At 71.3% G+C, this 15,677-nt stretch carries 17 protein-coding genes; 10 read left to right on the forward strand and 7 right to left on the reverse strand.

Going from position 1 to position 15,677, the window contains the following annotated elements:
• Nucleotides 1–35: 35 nt before the first annotated feature.
• Nucleotides 36–854: a TrmH family RNA methyltransferase gene (locus tag ACGH48_RS10400; protein WP_396288484.1), complete on the reverse strand. Its 819-nt coding sequence runs from the start codon at nt 852–854 to the stop codon at nt 36–38.
• Between the two features lie 154 nt (nt 855–1,008).
• Here ACGH48_RS10400 and ACGH48_RS10405 point away from each other — a divergent pair, with 154 nt between their 5' ends.
• The 3 genes from ACGH48_RS10405 to ACGH48_RS10415 are packed head-to-tail and all read left to right on the forward strand — an operon-like array spanning nt 1,009 to nt 3,380.
• Complete coding sequence (locus ACGH48_RS10405) at nt 1,009–1,947, forward strand: Sir2 family NAD-dependent protein deacetylase (RefSeq protein WP_396288486.1); 939 nt, start codon at nt 1,009–1,011, stop codon at nt 1,945–1,947.
• Nucleotides 1,944–2,582 carry a histidine phosphatase family protein gene (locus tag ACGH48_RS10410; protein WP_396288488.1) on the forward strand — a complete coding sequence of 213 codons (639 nt, stop codon included), beginning with the start codon at nt 1,944–1,946 and terminating at the stop codon, nt 2,580–2,582. Before ACGH48_RS10405 ends, ACGH48_RS10410 begins: the two co-directional genes overlap by 4 nt.
• A 57-nt stretch (nt 2,583–2,639) precedes the next feature.
• Complete coding sequence (locus tag ACGH48_RS10415; RefSeq protein ID WP_396288490.1) at nt 2,640–3,380, forward strand: hypothetical protein; 741 nt, start codon at nt 2,640–2,642, stop codon at nt 3,378–3,380.
• A 134-nt stretch (nt 3,381–3,514) separates the two neighbouring features.
• Here ACGH48_RS10415 and ACGH48_RS10420 read toward each other — a convergent pair whose 3' ends face one another.
• Nucleotides 3,515–4,588, reverse strand: a complete 1,074-nt coding sequence (locus tag ACGH48_RS10420; RefSeq protein ID WP_396291119.1) for a glycosyltransferase family 4 protein — start codon at nt 4,586–4,588, stop codon at nt 3,515–3,517.
• Nucleotides 4,589–4,593: 5 nt separating this feature from the next.
• Complete coding sequence (locus ACGH48_RS10425) at nt 4,594–5,595, reverse strand: alpha/beta fold hydrolase (protein WP_396288492.1); 1,002 nt, start codon at nt 5,593–5,595, stop codon at nt 4,594–4,596.
• A gap of 115 nt (nt 5,596–5,710) precedes the next feature.
• Here ACGH48_RS10425 and treS point away from each other — a divergent pair, with 115 nt between their 5' ends.
• Nucleotides 5,711–7,420, forward strand: a complete 1,710-nt coding sequence (gene treS / locus ACGH48_RS10430) for a maltose alpha-D-glucosyltransferase (RefSeq protein ID WP_123312572.1) — start codon at nt 5,711–5,713, stop codon at nt 7,418–7,420.
• Nucleotides 7,421–7,457: 37 nt separating this feature from the next.
• Nucleotides 7,458–8,201, forward strand: a complete 744-nt coding sequence (locus ACGH48_RS10435) for a 3'-5' exonuclease (RefSeq protein WP_396288494.1) — start codon at nt 7,458–7,460, stop codon at nt 8,199–8,201.
• A 64-nt stretch (nt 8,202–8,265) separates the two neighbouring features.
• On the opposite strand, the gene ACGH48_RS10440 is transcribed toward ACGH48_RS10435, so the two are convergent.
• From ACGH48_RS10440 to glgA, 3 genes are all read right to left on the reverse strand, one after another.
• Nucleotides 8,266–8,514 (reverse strand): type B 50S ribosomal protein L31, encoded by a 249-nt coding sequence (locus ACGH48_RS10440; protein WP_017887280.1) that lies wholly within the window; start codon nt 8,512–8,514, stop codon nt 8,266–8,268.
• 108 nt (nt 8,515–8,622) lie between these two features.
• Nucleotides 8,623–9,405, reverse strand: a complete 783-nt coding sequence (locus tag ACGH48_RS10445) for an ABC transporter ATP-binding protein (protein ID WP_396288497.1) — start codon at nt 9,403–9,405, stop codon at nt 8,623–8,625.
• 9 nt (nt 9,406–9,414) lie between these two features.
• Nucleotides 9,415–10,614, reverse strand: a complete 1,200-nt coding sequence (gene glgA, locus ACGH48_RS10450) for a glycogen synthase (RefSeq protein WP_123312565.1) — start codon at nt 10,612–10,614, stop codon at nt 9,415–9,417.
• A gap of 47 nt (nt 10,615–10,661) precedes the next feature.
• Here glgA and glgC point away from each other — a divergent pair, with 47 nt between their 5' ends.
• Nucleotides 10,662–11,903 carry a glucose-1-phosphate adenylyltransferase gene (glgC, locus tag ACGH48_RS10455; protein WP_222657766.1) on the forward strand — a complete coding sequence of 414 codons (1,242 nt, stop codon included), beginning with the start codon at nt 10,662–10,664 and terminating at the stop codon, nt 11,901–11,903.
• 99 nt (nt 11,904–12,002) lie between these two features.
• A complete protein-coding gene (gene serB, locus ACGH48_RS10460; protein ID WP_340197671.1) occupies nt 12,003–12,641 on the forward strand; it encodes a phosphoserine phosphatase SerB in 639 nt (212 codons plus the stop codon).
• A gap of 13 nt (nt 12,642–12,654) precedes the next feature.
• On the opposite strand, the gene fabG is transcribed toward serB, so the two are convergent.
• Complete coding sequence (gene fabG / locus ACGH48_RS10465) at nt 12,655–13,368, reverse strand: 3-oxoacyl-ACP reductase FabG (protein ID WP_027465673.1); 714 nt, start codon at nt 13,366–13,368, stop codon at nt 12,655–12,657.
• A 165-nt stretch (nt 13,369–13,533) separates the two neighbouring features.
• Between fabG and ACGH48_RS10470 the strand changes: the two genes are divergently transcribed.
• The 3 genes from ACGH48_RS10470 to ACGH48_RS10480 are packed head-to-tail and all read left to right on the forward strand — an operon-like array spanning nt 13,534 to nt 15,241.
• Nucleotides 13,534–13,956, forward strand: a complete 423-nt coding sequence (locus ACGH48_RS10470) for a DUF3099 domain-containing protein (protein ID WP_123312561.1) — start codon at nt 13,534–13,536, stop codon at nt 13,954–13,956.
• A complete protein-coding gene (locus tag ACGH48_RS10475) occupies nt 13,956–14,264 on the forward strand; it encodes a hypothetical protein (protein WP_374114431.1) in 309 nt (102 codons plus the stop codon). The genes ACGH48_RS10470 and ACGH48_RS10475 overlap by 1 nt, the downstream gene beginning before the upstream one ends.
• The gene (locus ACGH48_RS10480; protein ID WP_396288501.1) at nt 14,261–15,241 is read left to right on the forward strand and encodes an SURF1 family protein; all 981 of its coding nucleotides are present in this window, start codon (nt 14,261–14,263) and stop codon (nt 15,239–15,241) included. The genes ACGH48_RS10475 and ACGH48_RS10480 overlap by 4 nt, the downstream gene beginning before the upstream one ends.
• The last annotated feature ends 436 nt before the right edge of the window (nt 15,242–15,677 follow it).

A 15,677-nucleotide genomic window follows, 5' to 3' on the forward strand; every position in this document is an offset into this window, starting at 1 on the left:
CGCGAGCCGCGCCTCCCGGTCCGCTCGTCGCGGCGCTAGGAGGCGAGTCGCTGGGCCTGGGTGACCGCCCACAGTCCGACGGCGCTCGCCGCGGCGATGTTGAGCGAGTCAACCCCGTGCGCCATCGGGATCCGCACCGTGGTGTCGGCCGACGCGATCGCGGCGGGCGTCAGCCCCTGCCCCTCGGTACCCATGACGAGCGCGACCTTGCCGGGGACGTCACGGGCGAACTGGGCGAGGTCGACGGACTCGTCGGTGAGCGCCATCGCGGCGAGGTGGAAACCCTGCGCACGCAGTTCCTCGCCCGCCGCCGGCCACTCGCCGATCCGGGTCCACGGGATCTGCAGGACCGTGCCCATGCTCACCCGGACGCTCCGGCGGTACAGCGGGTCGGCGCAGCGCGGGCTGACCAGGACCGCGTCGGCGCCCAGACCGGCGACGCTGCGGAACACGGCTCCGACGTTCGTGTGGTCGACGATGTCCTCGAGCACGACGACGAGCTTCGCGTCCCGCACCACCTCGGCGACCGTCGGCAGCTCGGGGCGCTGCACCGCGGCGATCGCGCCACGGTGCATGCGGAAGCCGGTGAGTTCCTCGAGCAGGGCATCGGGACCGACGAAGACCGGACCGTCGTGGTCGGCTACCAGCGGCAGGACGCTGTCGAGCCACTTCTCCTGCACCAGGATGCTCCGGGGGACGTGCCCGGCACGGACCGCGCGCTCGATGACCGTGTTCGACTCGGCGATGTACAGGCCGCCCTCCGGTTCGCTCACCCGGCGGAGCGCCACGTCGGTCAGACGGGCGAAGTCGTCGAGGCGGGGGTCGTCGAGGGAGTCGATGCGGACGGGGTGCACGGGGCTCGTTTCGGTGTGGCGCAGGTGGTGGGCCGGCCGGTGACGCGCTGGTGTCGCGGATGGCGTACCGGTCGGTGGCGCGGCTGGCGTCGCGGCTGGCGTGCCGGTCGGGAAGCGACCGGGACGGTCGGCTGTTGAGGGTACCGTGAACAGGGTGCTGGATGATGCTGCGTCGACGACCGGACCGCCCACCGGGGCGCCGACCGGTCCGCCGACCGGTCCGCCGACCGCAGCGGACCTCGACCGCGTGGTCGAGGTGCTCGCGGGCAAACGCTTCGCCGTGCTCTCCGGCGCCGGCCTGAGCACCGACTCCGGCATCCCCGACTACCGCGGCGCCGGACGCGTCGTGCGCAAGCCGATGACGTTCCAGGAGTTCCGATCGGACGGCGCCAAGCGGCAGCGGTACTGGGCCGGGTCGCACCTCGGCTGGCGGAGCTTCGCCGCTGCCCGGCCGAACGAGGGACACCGGGCACTCGCCGCGCTCGAGCAGGCGGGTGTCGTCACCGGGGTCATCACCCAGAACGTCGACGGACTGCACCTCCGCGCCGGATCGCGCCGCGTCGTCGAGATCCACGGGTCGATGGACCGCGCCCTCTGCCTGACGTGTGGGCAGGTGTTCTCGCGCGCCGACCTCGCCACGACGATCGACCGCGCCAACCCGTGGATCGACGAGCCCGGCTCGGTGCAGCTGCAGCCCGACGGCGACGTCGAGATCACCGACGTCGAACGCTTCGTGGTGCCCGACTGCTCGGTGTGCGGCGGGATGCTCAAACCGGACGTCGTGTTCTTCGGCGAGTTCGTGCCGACCGAGAAGTTCCACGAGGCCGTGTCGATCGTCGCCGACGCCGAAGCGCTGCTCGTGGTGGGGTCGTCGCTGACGGTGAACTCCGGCGTGCGGCTCGTCGACCACGCTGCCCGCCGCAAGAACCCCGTGGTCATCGTGAACCGCGGTGCCACCCGCAGCGACCGCCGCGCAGCCGTGAAGCTCGACGGCGGGACGACCGAGACGCTGGTGCACCTGGCCGAGCGGCTGGGGGCGGCGGGGTCCGCGCCCGCGGGGTCCGCTCAGCCGTCTGGGATGATCGACGGGTGACGACGCTCCTGTACCTGGTCCGGCACGGTGAGACCGACTGGAACGCGCAGCGCCGCATCCAGGGTTTCACCGACATCCCGCTCAACGACACCGGACGGCGACAGGCCGCCGAAGCCGCCGAGCTCCTCGCCCGACGGCGGTTCGACGCCGTCGTCGCCTCACCGCTGTCCCGCGCCGCCGAGACCGGGGCGATCATCGCCGACCGCCTCGGACTGGCAGCGCCCACCACGTACCCCGGGTTGGCGGAACGCTCCTACGGCGAGGCCGAGGGACTCACCGACACCGAGGTCACGGCCCGGTACCCGCACGACGACATCCCCGGGCGCGAGTCCCGGTCGGCGCTGCTCGCCCGCATCACCGAGACGCTCGGCGAGGTCGCGGTGCGCTTCGACGGCGGGGTCGTGGTCGTCGCCACCCACGGCGCGGTGATCCGGAGCGTGGTGAACGAGGCGGCGCCCGGCACCGCCGATCGGCACGCGACCCCGATCCGCAACGGCTCGATCCACTCGTTCCGCTGGGACCCCGAGCGTTTCCACGCGGAGCTCGTCCGGTTCGACGACCCGATCGACGACGTCTCGGACGGGCCCGGGCGGTACGCGTTCGACTACCAGAACCCGCTGGAACGCCGGGGCTGAGCGGACGGCACGGCCATCCTGCGACTAGGCTCCGACGCACCCGAACCAGGGGGCGACATGGTGACCGACGGAACCGACACGGGTGGCTGGCAAGCCACCGACCGGCAGGACGACGACCTCGACCGTGCCTTCGGCCCCGAGACCGCCAGCGTGCAGACCCGCACGATGGGACAACGGGCCCGCACCTGGCTCGTCATCGGCGGCAGCACCGTCCTCGTCGCCGGGGTGATCGCCCTCGTGCTCGGCACCATCATCGGCAGCGTGCAGAACGGCATCGGCGGCGTGTTCCCCCGACCGGACATGGCCCTCGACCGGCTCGACGACCGGCTCGCCGACGTGCCGGGCGTCACCGAGGTCCGCCACCACCGGGCCGAGAAGACCGGCTTCGCGAGCTACGACGCCACCGCGACGATCACGGCCGACCCGTCGCTGGACGCCGCTGCCCGGACCGACCTCGTCGACACCCTGAGCCGTGCGACCGACTCGGCTGGCGGCAACGGCGTCCGGGTCGTCGCGATCGCCGACCTCGGCACGCTCGAGGTGGGCGTCTCCGACTCCCGTGCGGTCACGGCGAAGCGCCTGGTGCTGGCGGACACGCTCGACCACATCGGCGGGGTCACGGCCGTCCGCTGCTCGTGGGAACGCGGTGGCACCCCGTCGGACCGCGCCGCCGACCAGTCGATCACCGTCGAGACCCCGGGACGAGGGGCTGCCGTCCCACCGATCGTGGCGCGGGTGACCGAGGAGACGCACAAGGTGTTCCCCGGGGCGAGCGTCGAGGTGGTCGCGGCGAAGTAGGTGCCGGGCGGTTGGCCGACGCGGAACGACGGAACCGATGTCGCACGACGTCGACCATGTCGCATCGCGTCGCGCGTCCCCGCCCAGCCCGACCCGACCCCGCCGCGCCCCACCCGGCCCCGCCCCGCCCCCGCCTACCGCGCGCGCCGGTCGGCCACGGCCCGCTCGACCGCCCGCACCACCTGCTCCGCCGAGTCCTGCCACCGGAACCGCGCCGCCCGCTCGACCGACTGCACCGAGGCCTCGTCCCACCGTTCCTCGACCCGCCGCACCGCAGCAGCGACCGCCGACGGCGACGCCGGGTCGAAGTACTCGGCCGCACCGCCGCCGATCTCGCGGAAGATCGGGATGTCGCTCACCACGACCGGGGTGCCGACGCCCATCGCCTCGACGAGCGGGATGCCGAAGCCCTCGTCGAACGACGCCGTCGCCAGGGCGGTCGCCGACCGGAGCACGGACAGGTACTCCTCGTCGGTCGCACCGTCGTGGAACACGATCGCGCCGGCCGGCGCGAGCGCCTCGAGCCGTGCGCGGTCGGCGTCCGACACCCGTGACATGCAGTGCAGGGTCCAGTCCGCCCCGAGCAGCGGCAGCGCGGCCGCCAGCGTCTCGACGTTCTTGTAGGGCATGAACGAACCCATGTAGACGAGCGAGCGGTCGCGCGGCGCGCCGGCCACTCGCGGTGTCGCCGGGTCGGCGGCGTTGTACGCCACCGTCACGGGACGCTTCGTCAGCCGGTGCTCGGCGATGAGCCCGGCGGTCGTCTCCGACACGGTGACGACTCCGTCGGCACCGTTCAGCAGGAACCGCTGCGGCGCCCAGGACAGGTGGAACGCGCGCCACCCGAGCCGGAGCGGCCACGAGAACTCCCGCGGCGGCGTGCGGTTCCGGTAGTAGATCAGGTCGTGCAGCGTCAGCACGAGCGTGTAGTCGCGCCCCCGCGAGCCCATCGTCTGCATCGGCGAGAACACCGCGTCGAGGCCGAGCCGGTTCACCCGTCGCGCGACGAGCGGCTCCCCCGCGTCGGTCGGCGCCGGCAGCAGCTCCCACGGCAGGTCGCGCGGCAGGGACTCGAGCTGGCGCTCGTCGTGGACGAGCAGCACGAAGTCGTGCCGGTCGGGCAGATTCGCGACAACCCCGGCGGTGAACCGGCTGATGCCGTCGTGGCGGCCGATGCGGACGTAGCGGCAGTCGACGCCGATGCGCAGGCGCGTCACGCGTCGGTCTCCTCGGTCGCGCTGGCCGTCGTCGCCGTCGCCCTGGAGGCCCGGCCCGCGCCCGCCGGTCGGCCCGCCTTGGCGGCGCGGCCGCGTCCAGGGCGCGCGGGTGTGTCCGCCATCCGGCGCAGCACGGCGGCGGCGGCCGGTGCCGGTGTCTCGTAGTGGACCAGGTGCCCGACCCCGGGGATGACCACGAGCTCGGCATCGTGCAGGCGTGCGGCCAGTGCGCGCTGCTCCGGCACCGCCGTGATGTCGTCGTGCTCGGCGGCGATCATCAGGACCGGCACGTCGATGCGGTCCGCGTACTCGGACACGTCGTTGGTGACCGAGGTGCGGAACGCCTCGAGCACGCTCGTGCGGTTCGCGAAGGCCGAGAAGTAGCGGTCGTGCTGGTCGTGCACCCAGCGGCGCATCCCGCGGTCGTGGGACTTGAGCATCGCGATGCTCATCACCCGCACGATGGCGGCGTTCCGCAGGATGCCGAGTCCGATCGGCTTCGGCAGCACCGCGCCGGCCCGGTAGTAGCCGATCGCGATCCCGGTGCCGACCGCCCGGGGTCCCTGCAGCGCGGGAGCGGCGATCGGGTTCACGAGGACGAGCAGCCGCGTGTCGAGCCCCGCGGCGACGCTGGCCGACACCACGATCGAACCGAACGAGTGACCGAGCACGACGGCGTCGCGCCCGAGTCCGAGCGTGGCGTGGAACGCGGTCAGCCAGGCGACGTACGACTCGATGTCGGACACCGGCAGCGGGTCGGACACGCCGAAGCCGGGCAGGTCGGGCACGATCACGCGCACGCCCGTCAGGTGCGCGGCGATGGTCTCGAGGCCGTGGTGGTCGCCTCGGAAGCCGTGCACCGCCAGGACGGTCTGCGTCGCGTCGGACGGCCCGTACTCCCAGTAGTGCGTGGTGCGGCCGTCGACCTGCACGGACCGGTGGACCACCGGCGTGGCGGCCATGAGCGACTGGTACGGGGAGAGCACGGGCGGTTGCATCGGCGCCAGTCTACGAAGACATCCGCACGAAACCCCGGACACCCGCAGCATCGCGCGCCTATCGTGTCCGGGGCGGGCTCTCGATGCGGCCCGTGGACCTTCGACGAGGAGCACGGTGACCTTCACAGCCCCGATCCAGCTGCCCGGCCTGACGCTCGACCCGCAGTGGTACAAGCGCTCGGTCTTCTACGAGTGCATGATCCGCTCGTTCGTCGATTCGAACGGCGACGGCATCGGTGACCTGCAGGGCGTGATCGGCAAGCTCGACTACCTGCAGTGGCTCGGTGTCGACGCGCTCTGGCTGCCGCCGTTCTTCCAGTCCCCGATGCGCGACGGCGGCTACGACATCGCCGACTACAAGGCGATCCTGCCGGAGTTCGGCACCCTCGACGACTTCCGCGAGCTCGTCACGAAGTCGCACGAGCGCAACATGCGCATCGTGATCGACATGGTGATCAACCACACGAGCGACCAGCACGAGTGGTTCCAGCAGTCGCGCGAAGACCCCGACGGCCCCTTCGGCGACTTCTACGTCTGGCGGGACACCGACGAGGAGTACCCGAACATCCGGATCATCTTCGTCGACACCGAGGAGTCGAACTGGACGTTCGACCCGGTCCGCCGTCAGTTCTTCTTCCACCGGTTCTTCTCGCACCAGCCCGACCTGAACTTCGAGAACCCCGCGGTCGTCGAGGCCGTGTACGACGTCGTCCGGCACTGGCTCGACCTGGGCGTCGACGGGCTGCGGCTCGACGCGATCCCGTACCTGTTCGAGTCCGAGGACGGCAACGGCGAGGGCGAGCCGGAGACCCACGAGTTCATCAAGAAGATGCGCGCGATGGTCGACGACGAGTACCCCGGCCGCGTCCTGCTCGCCGAGGCGAACCAGTGGCCGCGCGAGACCGCCGCCTTCTTCGGTACCGACGAGGAGCCCGAGTGCCACATGGCGTTCGACTTCCCGGTCATGCCACGCATCTTCTACTCGCTCCGGGCGCAGCACGCGAAGGAGCTCGCCGCGATCCTGTCCGAGACCCTCGACGTGCCCTCCGCGGCCGCGTGGGGCGTGTTCCTGCGCAACCACGACGAGCTCACGCTCGAGATGGTCAGCGAGGAGTACCGGCAGGCGATGTACGGCTGGTACGGCTACGACCCCCGGATGCGGTCCAACATCGGCATCCGGCGCCGCCTCGCTCCCCTGCTCGACAACTCGCGCGCCGAGCTCGAGCTCATCCACGCGCTGCTGTTCTCGCTGCCGGGGTCGCCCTTCCTGTACTACGGCGACGAGATCGGCATGGGCGACAACATCTGGCTGCCCGACCGCGACTCGTCCCGCACGCCGATGCAGTGGACCCCCGACCGCAACGCCGGGTTCTCGACCGCGGACCCGGGCAAGCTCTACTTGCCCGTCGTGCAGTCCCTCGTCTACAACTACGCGCAGGTCAACGTCGAGGCGCAGCTCGCGCAGTCGCGCTCCCTGCTGCACTGGGTCCGCAACGTCATCCACGTGCGGAAGGCCCACCCGGTGTTCGGACTGGGCACGCTGCACGTGCAGGAGACCTCGAACGAGTCGGTGCTCGCGTTCGTGCGCTCGTGGGAGGGCTCCGGGCAGCAGTTCGGACCGTCGGCAGAGGACGTCCTGTGCGTGTTCTCGTTCGCCACGAACCCGACGTCCGTCACGGTGTCGGCCCCGGAGTTCGCCGGTCGCCCGCTCTACGACCTGTTCGGCGGCGGCTCGTTCCCCGCGTTCGACGAGGACGGCACCGTCACCCTGACCCTCGGGACGCAGTCGTTCTACTGGCTGCACGTCGGCGCGCCGGTCGGGTAGCGCGGGTGGTGTCGGTGCGTCCCGTTAGCCTGACCGCGTGACGTTCCCCACAGCACAGCTCGAAACGCCCGCCCCGGCGCAGGACCTCTCCGGACGCCCCTGGTGGCACGCCCTCGGCGTCTTCGACCTCGAGACCACCGGTGTCGACGTCGAGACGGCGCGGATCGTCACGGCGCACGTCGGCCTCATCGACATGACCGGAGCCTCCATCGCCGAGGGCGCGTGGATCGCCGACCCGGGCATCGCGATCCCCGAGGGCGCCGCGGCCGTGCACGGCTACACCACGGAGCGGGCCCAGGCCGAGGGGCGTCCCGCCGCCGAGGTCGTGGCCGAGATCATCGCTGCGATCGAGGCCGTGTTCGCCCGCGGGATCCCGCTGGTGATCTACAACGCGCCGTACGACCTGACGGTCCTCGACCGCGAGGCGAAACGGCACGGCTTCGCCTCCCCCGTCATCGGCAACGTCGTCGACCCGCTCGTCATCGACAAGGCCCTCGACACGTTCCGCAAGGGCAAGCGCACGCTCGAGGCGGCGTCCGAACTGTACGGCGTCACCCTCGACGACGCGCACGACGCGGGTGCGGACGCGATCGCGGCCGGTCGGGTCGCCCAGGCCATCGCCGGCAAGTACCAGGACGAACTCGGCATCTCGGCCGAAGAGCTCCACCGCAAGCAGGTGGGGTGGTGCGCCGAGCAGGCGACCTCGTTCCAGGACTACATGCGCAAGAAGCGCGATCCGTCGTTCACCGCGGACGGCCGGTGGCCGCACCGCAACGGCTGACGCAACGCGGAACGGGCGGCCCTCCCGAAGGAGGACCGCCCGTTCCGACGTGCTGTGGGGCTGCTTACTTGGAGAAGCCCTTGAAGCGCTGGTTGAACTTCTCGACGCGACCGGCCGAGTCGAGGATGCGCTGCTTGCCCGTGTAGAACGGGTGCGAAGCGGACGAGATCTCGACGTCGATCACCGGGTAGGTGGCACCGTCGAGCTCGATCGTCTTGTCGCTGTTCGCGGTCGAACGCGTCAGGAAGGTCTCACCGGAGGCCAGGTCACGGAAGACGATGGCGCGGTACTCGGGGTGGGTGTCGGTCTTCATGGAGTTTCCTCGATAGCGGTAGCGGTGGTGGGATTGCGCGAGATGCGCGGGAAGTCATCGGCTTGCGCCAGCCGTCAACGTTACCAGACGGACGGCACGATCGCAGCGCTACGACGCGCGCGCCGTGTAGCGGCCGGTGTCCTTCGTGACGGACAACGCGATGCCGAACGCCTCGGTCAGGGTCTCGTCGGTCAGGACCTCGTCGATCGGTCCGGCGGCCTGCACGTGGCCGTCGGCGAGCACCAGGGCGTGGGTGAACCCGGCGGGGATCTCCTCGACGTGGTGGGTGACGATCACGATCGCCGGCGAATCGGCGCTCTGGGCGTAGCCGCCGAGGGTGCGGACGAGGCTCTCGCGGGCGCCGAGGTCGAGCGAGGCAGCCGGCTCGTCCAGGAACAGGATCTCGGGGTCGGTCATGACGGCGCGGGCGATCTGGACGCGCTTCTGCTCGCCGTCGCTCAGCTCGCCGAAGGTGCGGTCGGTGAAGGACCCCAGGCCCCACTCCTCGAGCACGCGCTGGGCACGGCGGACGTCGAGTTCCTCGTACTCCTCGTTCCAGCGACCCGTGACCGAGTACGCGGCCGTCAGCACGACGTCGATGACCTTCTCGGTCACCGGGATGCGACGGGCGAGGGCGGTCGACGCGAAGCCGATGCGCGGGCGGAGCTCGAACAGGTCGGCGCCGCCCAGCTCGGTGCCCAGCACCTCGACGTCACCGGAGGTCGGGAACGTCTGCGCGCCGGCGATCTGCAGCAGCGTGGTCTTGCCAGCACCGTTCGCGCCGAGCACGACCCAGCGTTCGTCGTCCTGCACCTCCCACGAGATCGAGTCGAGGATGGTGGCCCCGTTGCGGACCACGGAGACGTCTGACAAGCGCACGACCGAGGGCATGCGACCAGCCTACGGGTTCCGGCCGAGCACCTCGTCGTAGACCTGCCGTGTCCTGGTGGCGATCGCGTCCCAGGTGAACTCCGACTCGACGCGCAGGCGTCCGGCGCGGCCCATGAGCTTCGCGAGCCCCTCGTCGGCCAGCACCTCGTTGAGGGTCGCCGCCAGGTCCGCCACGTACTTGTCCGGGTCGGTCGGGGTGCCCGTGCCGTCCTGCGCCTGGTCGATCGGGACGATGCGGCCGGTGAACCCGTCCGCGACGACCTCGGGGATGCCCCCGGTGCCGGTGCCCACGACGGGGATCCCGCACGCCATGGCCTCGAGGTTCACGATGCCGAGCGGCTCGTAGATCGACGGGCACACGAACACGGTGCCCGAGGACAGCACGTTGACGATCTCCTGGTGCGCGAGCATCCGGTCGATCCAGACGACGCCCTCGCGCTGCTCGCGGAGGCCCTCGACCAGCCCGGTGACCTCGGCGAGGATCTCGGGGGTGTCCGGCGCGCCGGCGCAGAGCACGATCTGGACGTCCTCGGGGAGCGAGGCCACGGCGCGGAGCAGGTAGGGCAGCCCCTTCTGACGGGTGATCCGGCCGACGAACACCACGCTGGGACGCGACGGGTCGATCCCGAGGGCGCGGACGGCGTCCTCGTCGACCTGCGGCTTCCAGGCGTCGATGTCGATGCCGTTGTAGACGACGTGCACCTTCGACGGGTCGATCGACGGGTACGAGCGCAGGATGTCGGCGCGCATGGCCTTCGACACCGCGATGACACCGTCGGCGTTCTCGAACGCCTCGCGTTCCATCCAGCTCGACAGGCGGTAGCCGCCGCCGAGCTGCTCGGCCTTCCACGGACGGAGCGGCTCGAGGCTGTGCGCGGTGACGACGTGGGGGATGCCGTACGTCAACTGCGCGATCCGGCCCGCCGAGTTCGCGTACCAGGTGTGCGAGTGCACGAGGTCGGCACCCTCGACGTCGGCAGCGATGGCCACGTCGGTGCCGAGCGCCTGCAGCGCGCCGTTCGCCTGCTCGAGCCCGGCCGGCGTCCGGTACCCCCAGACGTCGGCTTCGTCGCGGAAGGCCCCGAACGCCCGGACACGGACGTCGGTGTCCGTCCCCGACCGCAGCGCAGCGGTGAGTTCGGACACGTGGACACCCGCACCGCCGTAGACCTCCGGCGGATACTCCCTGGTCAGCAGATCGACTCGCACTGGATCAACGTAACCGGTTCCCAGTGCTGACGCCTACTGTGAGCGGCATGGCTCCAAAGAAGGTCTTCGGCATCGTGCTCGCTGGCGGCGAGGGGAAACGGCTCATGCCGCTCACGGCCGACCGGGCGAAGCCCGCAGTCCCGTTCGGCGGGAACTTCCGTCTCATCGACTTCGCGCTCTCGAACCTGGTGAACTCCGGTCTGCAGAAGATCGTCGTCCTCACCCAGTACAAGTCGCACAGTCTGGACCGGCACGTCGCCGAGACCTGGCGCATGGAGGGCCTGCTCGGGTCCTACGTGGCGTCGGTCCCCGCGCAGCAGCGGCTCGGCAAGCGCTGGTTCGCCGGGTCGGCCGACGCGATCCTGCAGTCGCTCAACCTGCTCCGCGACGAGCGCCCCGACATCGTCGTCGTGGTCGGCGCCGACCACGTGTACCGGATGGACTTCCACCAGATGGTCGAGGCGCACATCGCCTCGGGCCGCAGCGCCACGGTCGCGGCGATCCGGCAGCCCATCGAACTGGCCGACCAGTTCGGCGTCATCCAGGTGGACCCCGACGACCCGACGAAGATCGACGCCTTCCTCGAGAAGCCGAAGGATCCCGTCGGACTCGCCGACTCCCCCGGCGAGGTCCTCGCGTCGATGGGCAACTACGTGTTCAACGCGGACGCCCTCGTCGACGCGGTGCTCCGCGACGGCCAGCTCGAGACCTCAGCGCACGACATGGGCGGCGACATCGTCCCCGACTTCGTGAACCGCGGCGACGCCGGCGTCTACGACCTGCAGCGGAACGAGGTCCCCGGTTCCACCGACCGTGACAAGTACTACTGGCGCGACGTGGGAACGATCGACTCGTTCTTCGACGCCCACATGGACCTCATCGCGCCGGTCCCGGTGTTCAACCTCTACAACCAGGACTGGCCGATCTTCAACCAGCAGACGAACCTGCCGCCGGCGAAGTTCGTGCGGGACGCGAACGGCAACACCGGCTCCACGGTCGACTCGCTCGTGTCGCTCGGCTGCCTCGTGTCGGGCGCGCAGGTCGAGCGCAGCATGATCGGCCCGTGGTGCGGGATCGACTCCGGTGCGAAGGTCCTCGACTCGATCGTGTTCGAGCGGGCGACGATCGGTGCGGGGTCGGTCGTGAACCGGGCGATCCTGGACAAGGACGTCGTCATCGCACCGGGCGCGCAGGTCGGCGTCGACCGTGAGGCCGACGAGGCCCGCGGCTTCACGGTGACCGAGTCGGGCATCACGGTGGTCGGCAAGGGCGTCCGCGTCGACGCGTAGCGTCGGCCGGTCACGTCGACACCGACGAACGGACGGTCAGGAGGCACGGCTCGCGTCACGGACGCGGGCCGTGCCTCCTCTTGTCGGTACCGTTGGTGCGTGCCCCGCTTCCTCGTCGTCCTCGATGCCGATTCCACCCTCCTCGAGGACGAGGTGATCGAACTCCTGGCGGACACCGCCGGGACCCGGCCACAGGTCGCGGCGATCACGGAGCGCGCCATGCGCGGGGAGATCGACTTCGCCGAGAGCCTCCGGGAGCGTGTCGCGACCCTGACGGGCCTCCCGGTCGACGTCTTCCGACGCGCACAGCAGGCGGTCCGCGTGACGCGGGGGGCCGACCAGCTCGTCCGCGGCGTGCACGCCGCGGGCGGGACCGTCGGTGTCGTGTCGGGCGGGTTCCACGAGGTCCTGGACCCGTTCGCCGAGCAACTCGGTCTCGACCACTGCCGGGCGAACCGGCTCGAGGTGACCGACGGCGTACTGACCGGACGCGTCCTCGGCGACGTCGTGGACGCGCACGCGAAGGCCGTCGCCCTGCGCGAGTGGGCCGAGGCCGACGGCGTGGACGCGGTCCGCACGGTCGCGGTCGGCGACGGCGCGAACGACCTCGAGATGATGCGCGTCGCCGCCCTGTCGGTGGCGTTCGACGCGAAGCCGCGCGTGCGGGAGCAGGCGGACGTCGCGGTCGTGGACCGCGACCTGTCCGCCGTTCTCGCGACGCTCGGCCTGCGCGGCTGACCCGGACGGGCGGCTAGTGGCCCATCCCGAGGCCGCCGTCGACCGGGATGATCGCGCCGGAGACGTACCCGGCCCCGTCGCTCGCCAGGAACAGCGTGGCGTCGGCGACGTCGTCGACCGTGCCGTAGCGGGCGGCTGGGATCGCCTTCTTGAACTCGGCCTGCAGCTCGTCGGACAGCGCGGCCGTCATGTCGGTCTGGATGAACCCGGGCGCGACGACGTTGGCGGTGATGCCGCGCGAGCCGAGCTCGCGGGTGATCGAGCGGGCCATGCCGACCAGGGCGGCCTTCGACGACGCGTAGTTGACCTGGCCGATCTGGCCGTAGGCGCCGACGACGCTCGACATGAGCACGATGCGGCCGAACTTCGCCTTCATCATGCCCTTGGTGGCGCGCTTGACGACGCGGAACGTGCCGGTCAGGTTGGTGTCGACGACGCTCGTGAAGTCGTCCTCGGACATGCGGAGCAGCAGCTGGTCGTTCGTGATGCCGGCGTTCGCGACGAGCACCTCGATCGGGCCGAGCTCGGCCTCGACCTGCGTGAAGGCGGCGTCCACCGACGCCGTGTCGGTGATGTCGGCCTGCACGGTGAGCGCACCCTCGGGTCCGCCCTGTCCGCTCCGCGACGTGACCGCGACGCGGTGCCCTGCGGCGACGAAGCGCTCGGCGAGGGCGTGGCCGATGCCGCGGTTGCCGCCGGTGATCAGGACGGTACGGGGGGTGCTCATGGTCGCTCCGTTCGGTGGTGGTGTGCGGTCGTGTCGTGCCGACGGGTCGGCGGACACGCCCGGACGAGCGTACCGGAGCCACCACGACAGCCCGTTCGCGCGCGGCGCACCCACGATCGGTCCCGGAGGCTTAGGCTTGACCACGGGTAGACGGAGACCATCTGTATGAAGAGCACGCACACCAGCATCACCACGCTCCCGGACTCGCCGGAGCTGGACCGGGCGCACCGCCTGTCCCGCTACGTGTGGCAGATGGCGATCCGCGTCGTCCTGTTCGTCGTGGCCGTGCTCGTCTACTCCATCTGGCACTCCTGGATCGCCGTCGTGCCGATCGTCCTCGCCGCCGTGATCCCCTGGGTCGCCGTCATCGTCGCGAACGCCGGTAGCCGGACCGAGAGCGACATGATCTCCCCCGCCGGTGCGATGCAGCTCTACGACGCGGTCGACCCCGGCCTCCGGGAGCAGCAGGAAGAGGACCGCGCCCAGGCCTACCGCGACGAGCAGGACCGCCTCCGGCAGCAGGCGCAGCACGCGCAGGACGAGTGGCAGCGCAACGGCGACCGCTCGAAGATGTGGGGGCACCGCTGATGGGGGCCACCTTCGACCTGCACACCGAGCCGGGCTCGACCCCCGTGTGCTCGCGTGCCGGCTGCTCGAACACCGCTGCGTGGCGGGTCAACTGGCGCAACCCCCGGATCCACTCCGCCGACCGCGTGAAGATCTGGGCGGCGTGCGAGGAGCACCGCGACTTCCTCGCCGACTACCTGCGGTCCCGTACTTTCCCGGTGCGCGTCACCGGCATGCACGAGGACGTCGACCGGCTCGACGACGAACGCGACCCGGCATCGTCGCCGAAGAACGACGTCGGGGTGCGCTCCACCGGCACCGGTCGATGACCGACGACTTCGACCCGCACTCCCGGTACGGCCGGAAGCACGCAGCCAAGCTGCAGCGCGCCGCCGACCACGCCCGTCGGTCCGTGCCGGCCGACGACCGTCCCGCCCAGGACCCGGACGAGCCCTTCGTCGGCTGGCACTTCGTCCGCAGTCGCCGCTGGCTCGGGTACTTCGCGATCGCCGTGGCGTTCGCGATCGTCTGCGCGCTGTTCGGCATGTGGCAGTGGGACCGCCGGAACGAGGCCGTCCGCCAGAACGAGCAGGTCGCCCAGAACTACGACCACACCCCCGTGCCCCTCGACCAGGCGCTGCCGACGGCCTCGAGCTGGCAGGACGAGCAGGAGTGGCTCCGGGTCGCCGTGACCGGCCGGTACGACGTCGACGCGCAGCTGCTCGTCCGCAACCGCGTGCACAACGGCCAACCCGGCTTCGAGGTCCTCACCCCGCTGGTCACCGACGACGGCCAGGCGTTCATCGTGGACCGCGGCTGGGTCCCCACCGGCAACGCGCAGGACGCCCCCGACCACGTACCCGCTCCCCCGTCGGGTGAGGTGACGGCGATCGTCCGCCTGCAGCAGAGCGAGCCCCGCATCCCCGGCCGCACCGACCCCGCGCACACCGACCAGGTGCAGTCGGTCACCCTGGCGGACGTCGCGAAGAAGGTGGACACCCCGATCTGGACGGGCGCGTACGGCGAACTCGCGTCCGAGTCCCCCGCCCCGACCGAAGCCCGCCCGCTCGGCTGGGAACGCCCCACCGCCGACACCGGCCTGCACCTGAGCTACTTCATCCAGTGGTTCCTGTTCGCGGCCGGCGGCTTCGGGTTCCTGGCGTACGTGATGGTGCAGGAGTACCGGAACCTCAACCAGGACGACCCGGAGGAACGCGAGCGCGCCCAGGAGCGGCAGCGCCGCAAGGACGCCAAGCCGAAGACCGACGCCGAGATCGAGGACGACCTGATCGCGTCCCGTCGCTGACGGCCGGCGCGCGTGCGCGTGCGCGGCCGCACCGTGCGCACCTCGCAACCCCGTGCGGGCTTCCGCGCACCGTGCCCCGCTACAAGCGCGCACCCAGCACGTTTCGCCGCACCGGACCGCGAACCCGGCACCGTGCGGACGGGAGGCGCGGTGCACGACCGGCACCGCGCCTCCGGGCCGCACCGTGCGCACCTCGCGACCCCGTGCGGGCTTCCGCACATCGTGCCCCGCTACAAGCGCGCACCCAGCACGTTTCGCCGCACCGGACCGCGAACCCGGCACCGTGCGGACGGGAGGCGCGGTGCACGACCGGCACCGCGCCTCCAGGCCGCACCGTGCGCACCTCGCAACCCCGTGCGAACTTCCGCACACCGTGCCCCGCTACAAGCGCGCACCCAGCACGTTTCGCCGCACCGGACCGCGAACCCGGCACCGT

Source organism: Curtobacterium pomorum (assembly GCF_044497295.1).
In the GTDB taxonomy this organism is placed as follows: domain Bacteria; phylum Actinomycetota; class Actinomycetes; order Actinomycetales; family Microbacteriaceae; genus Curtobacterium.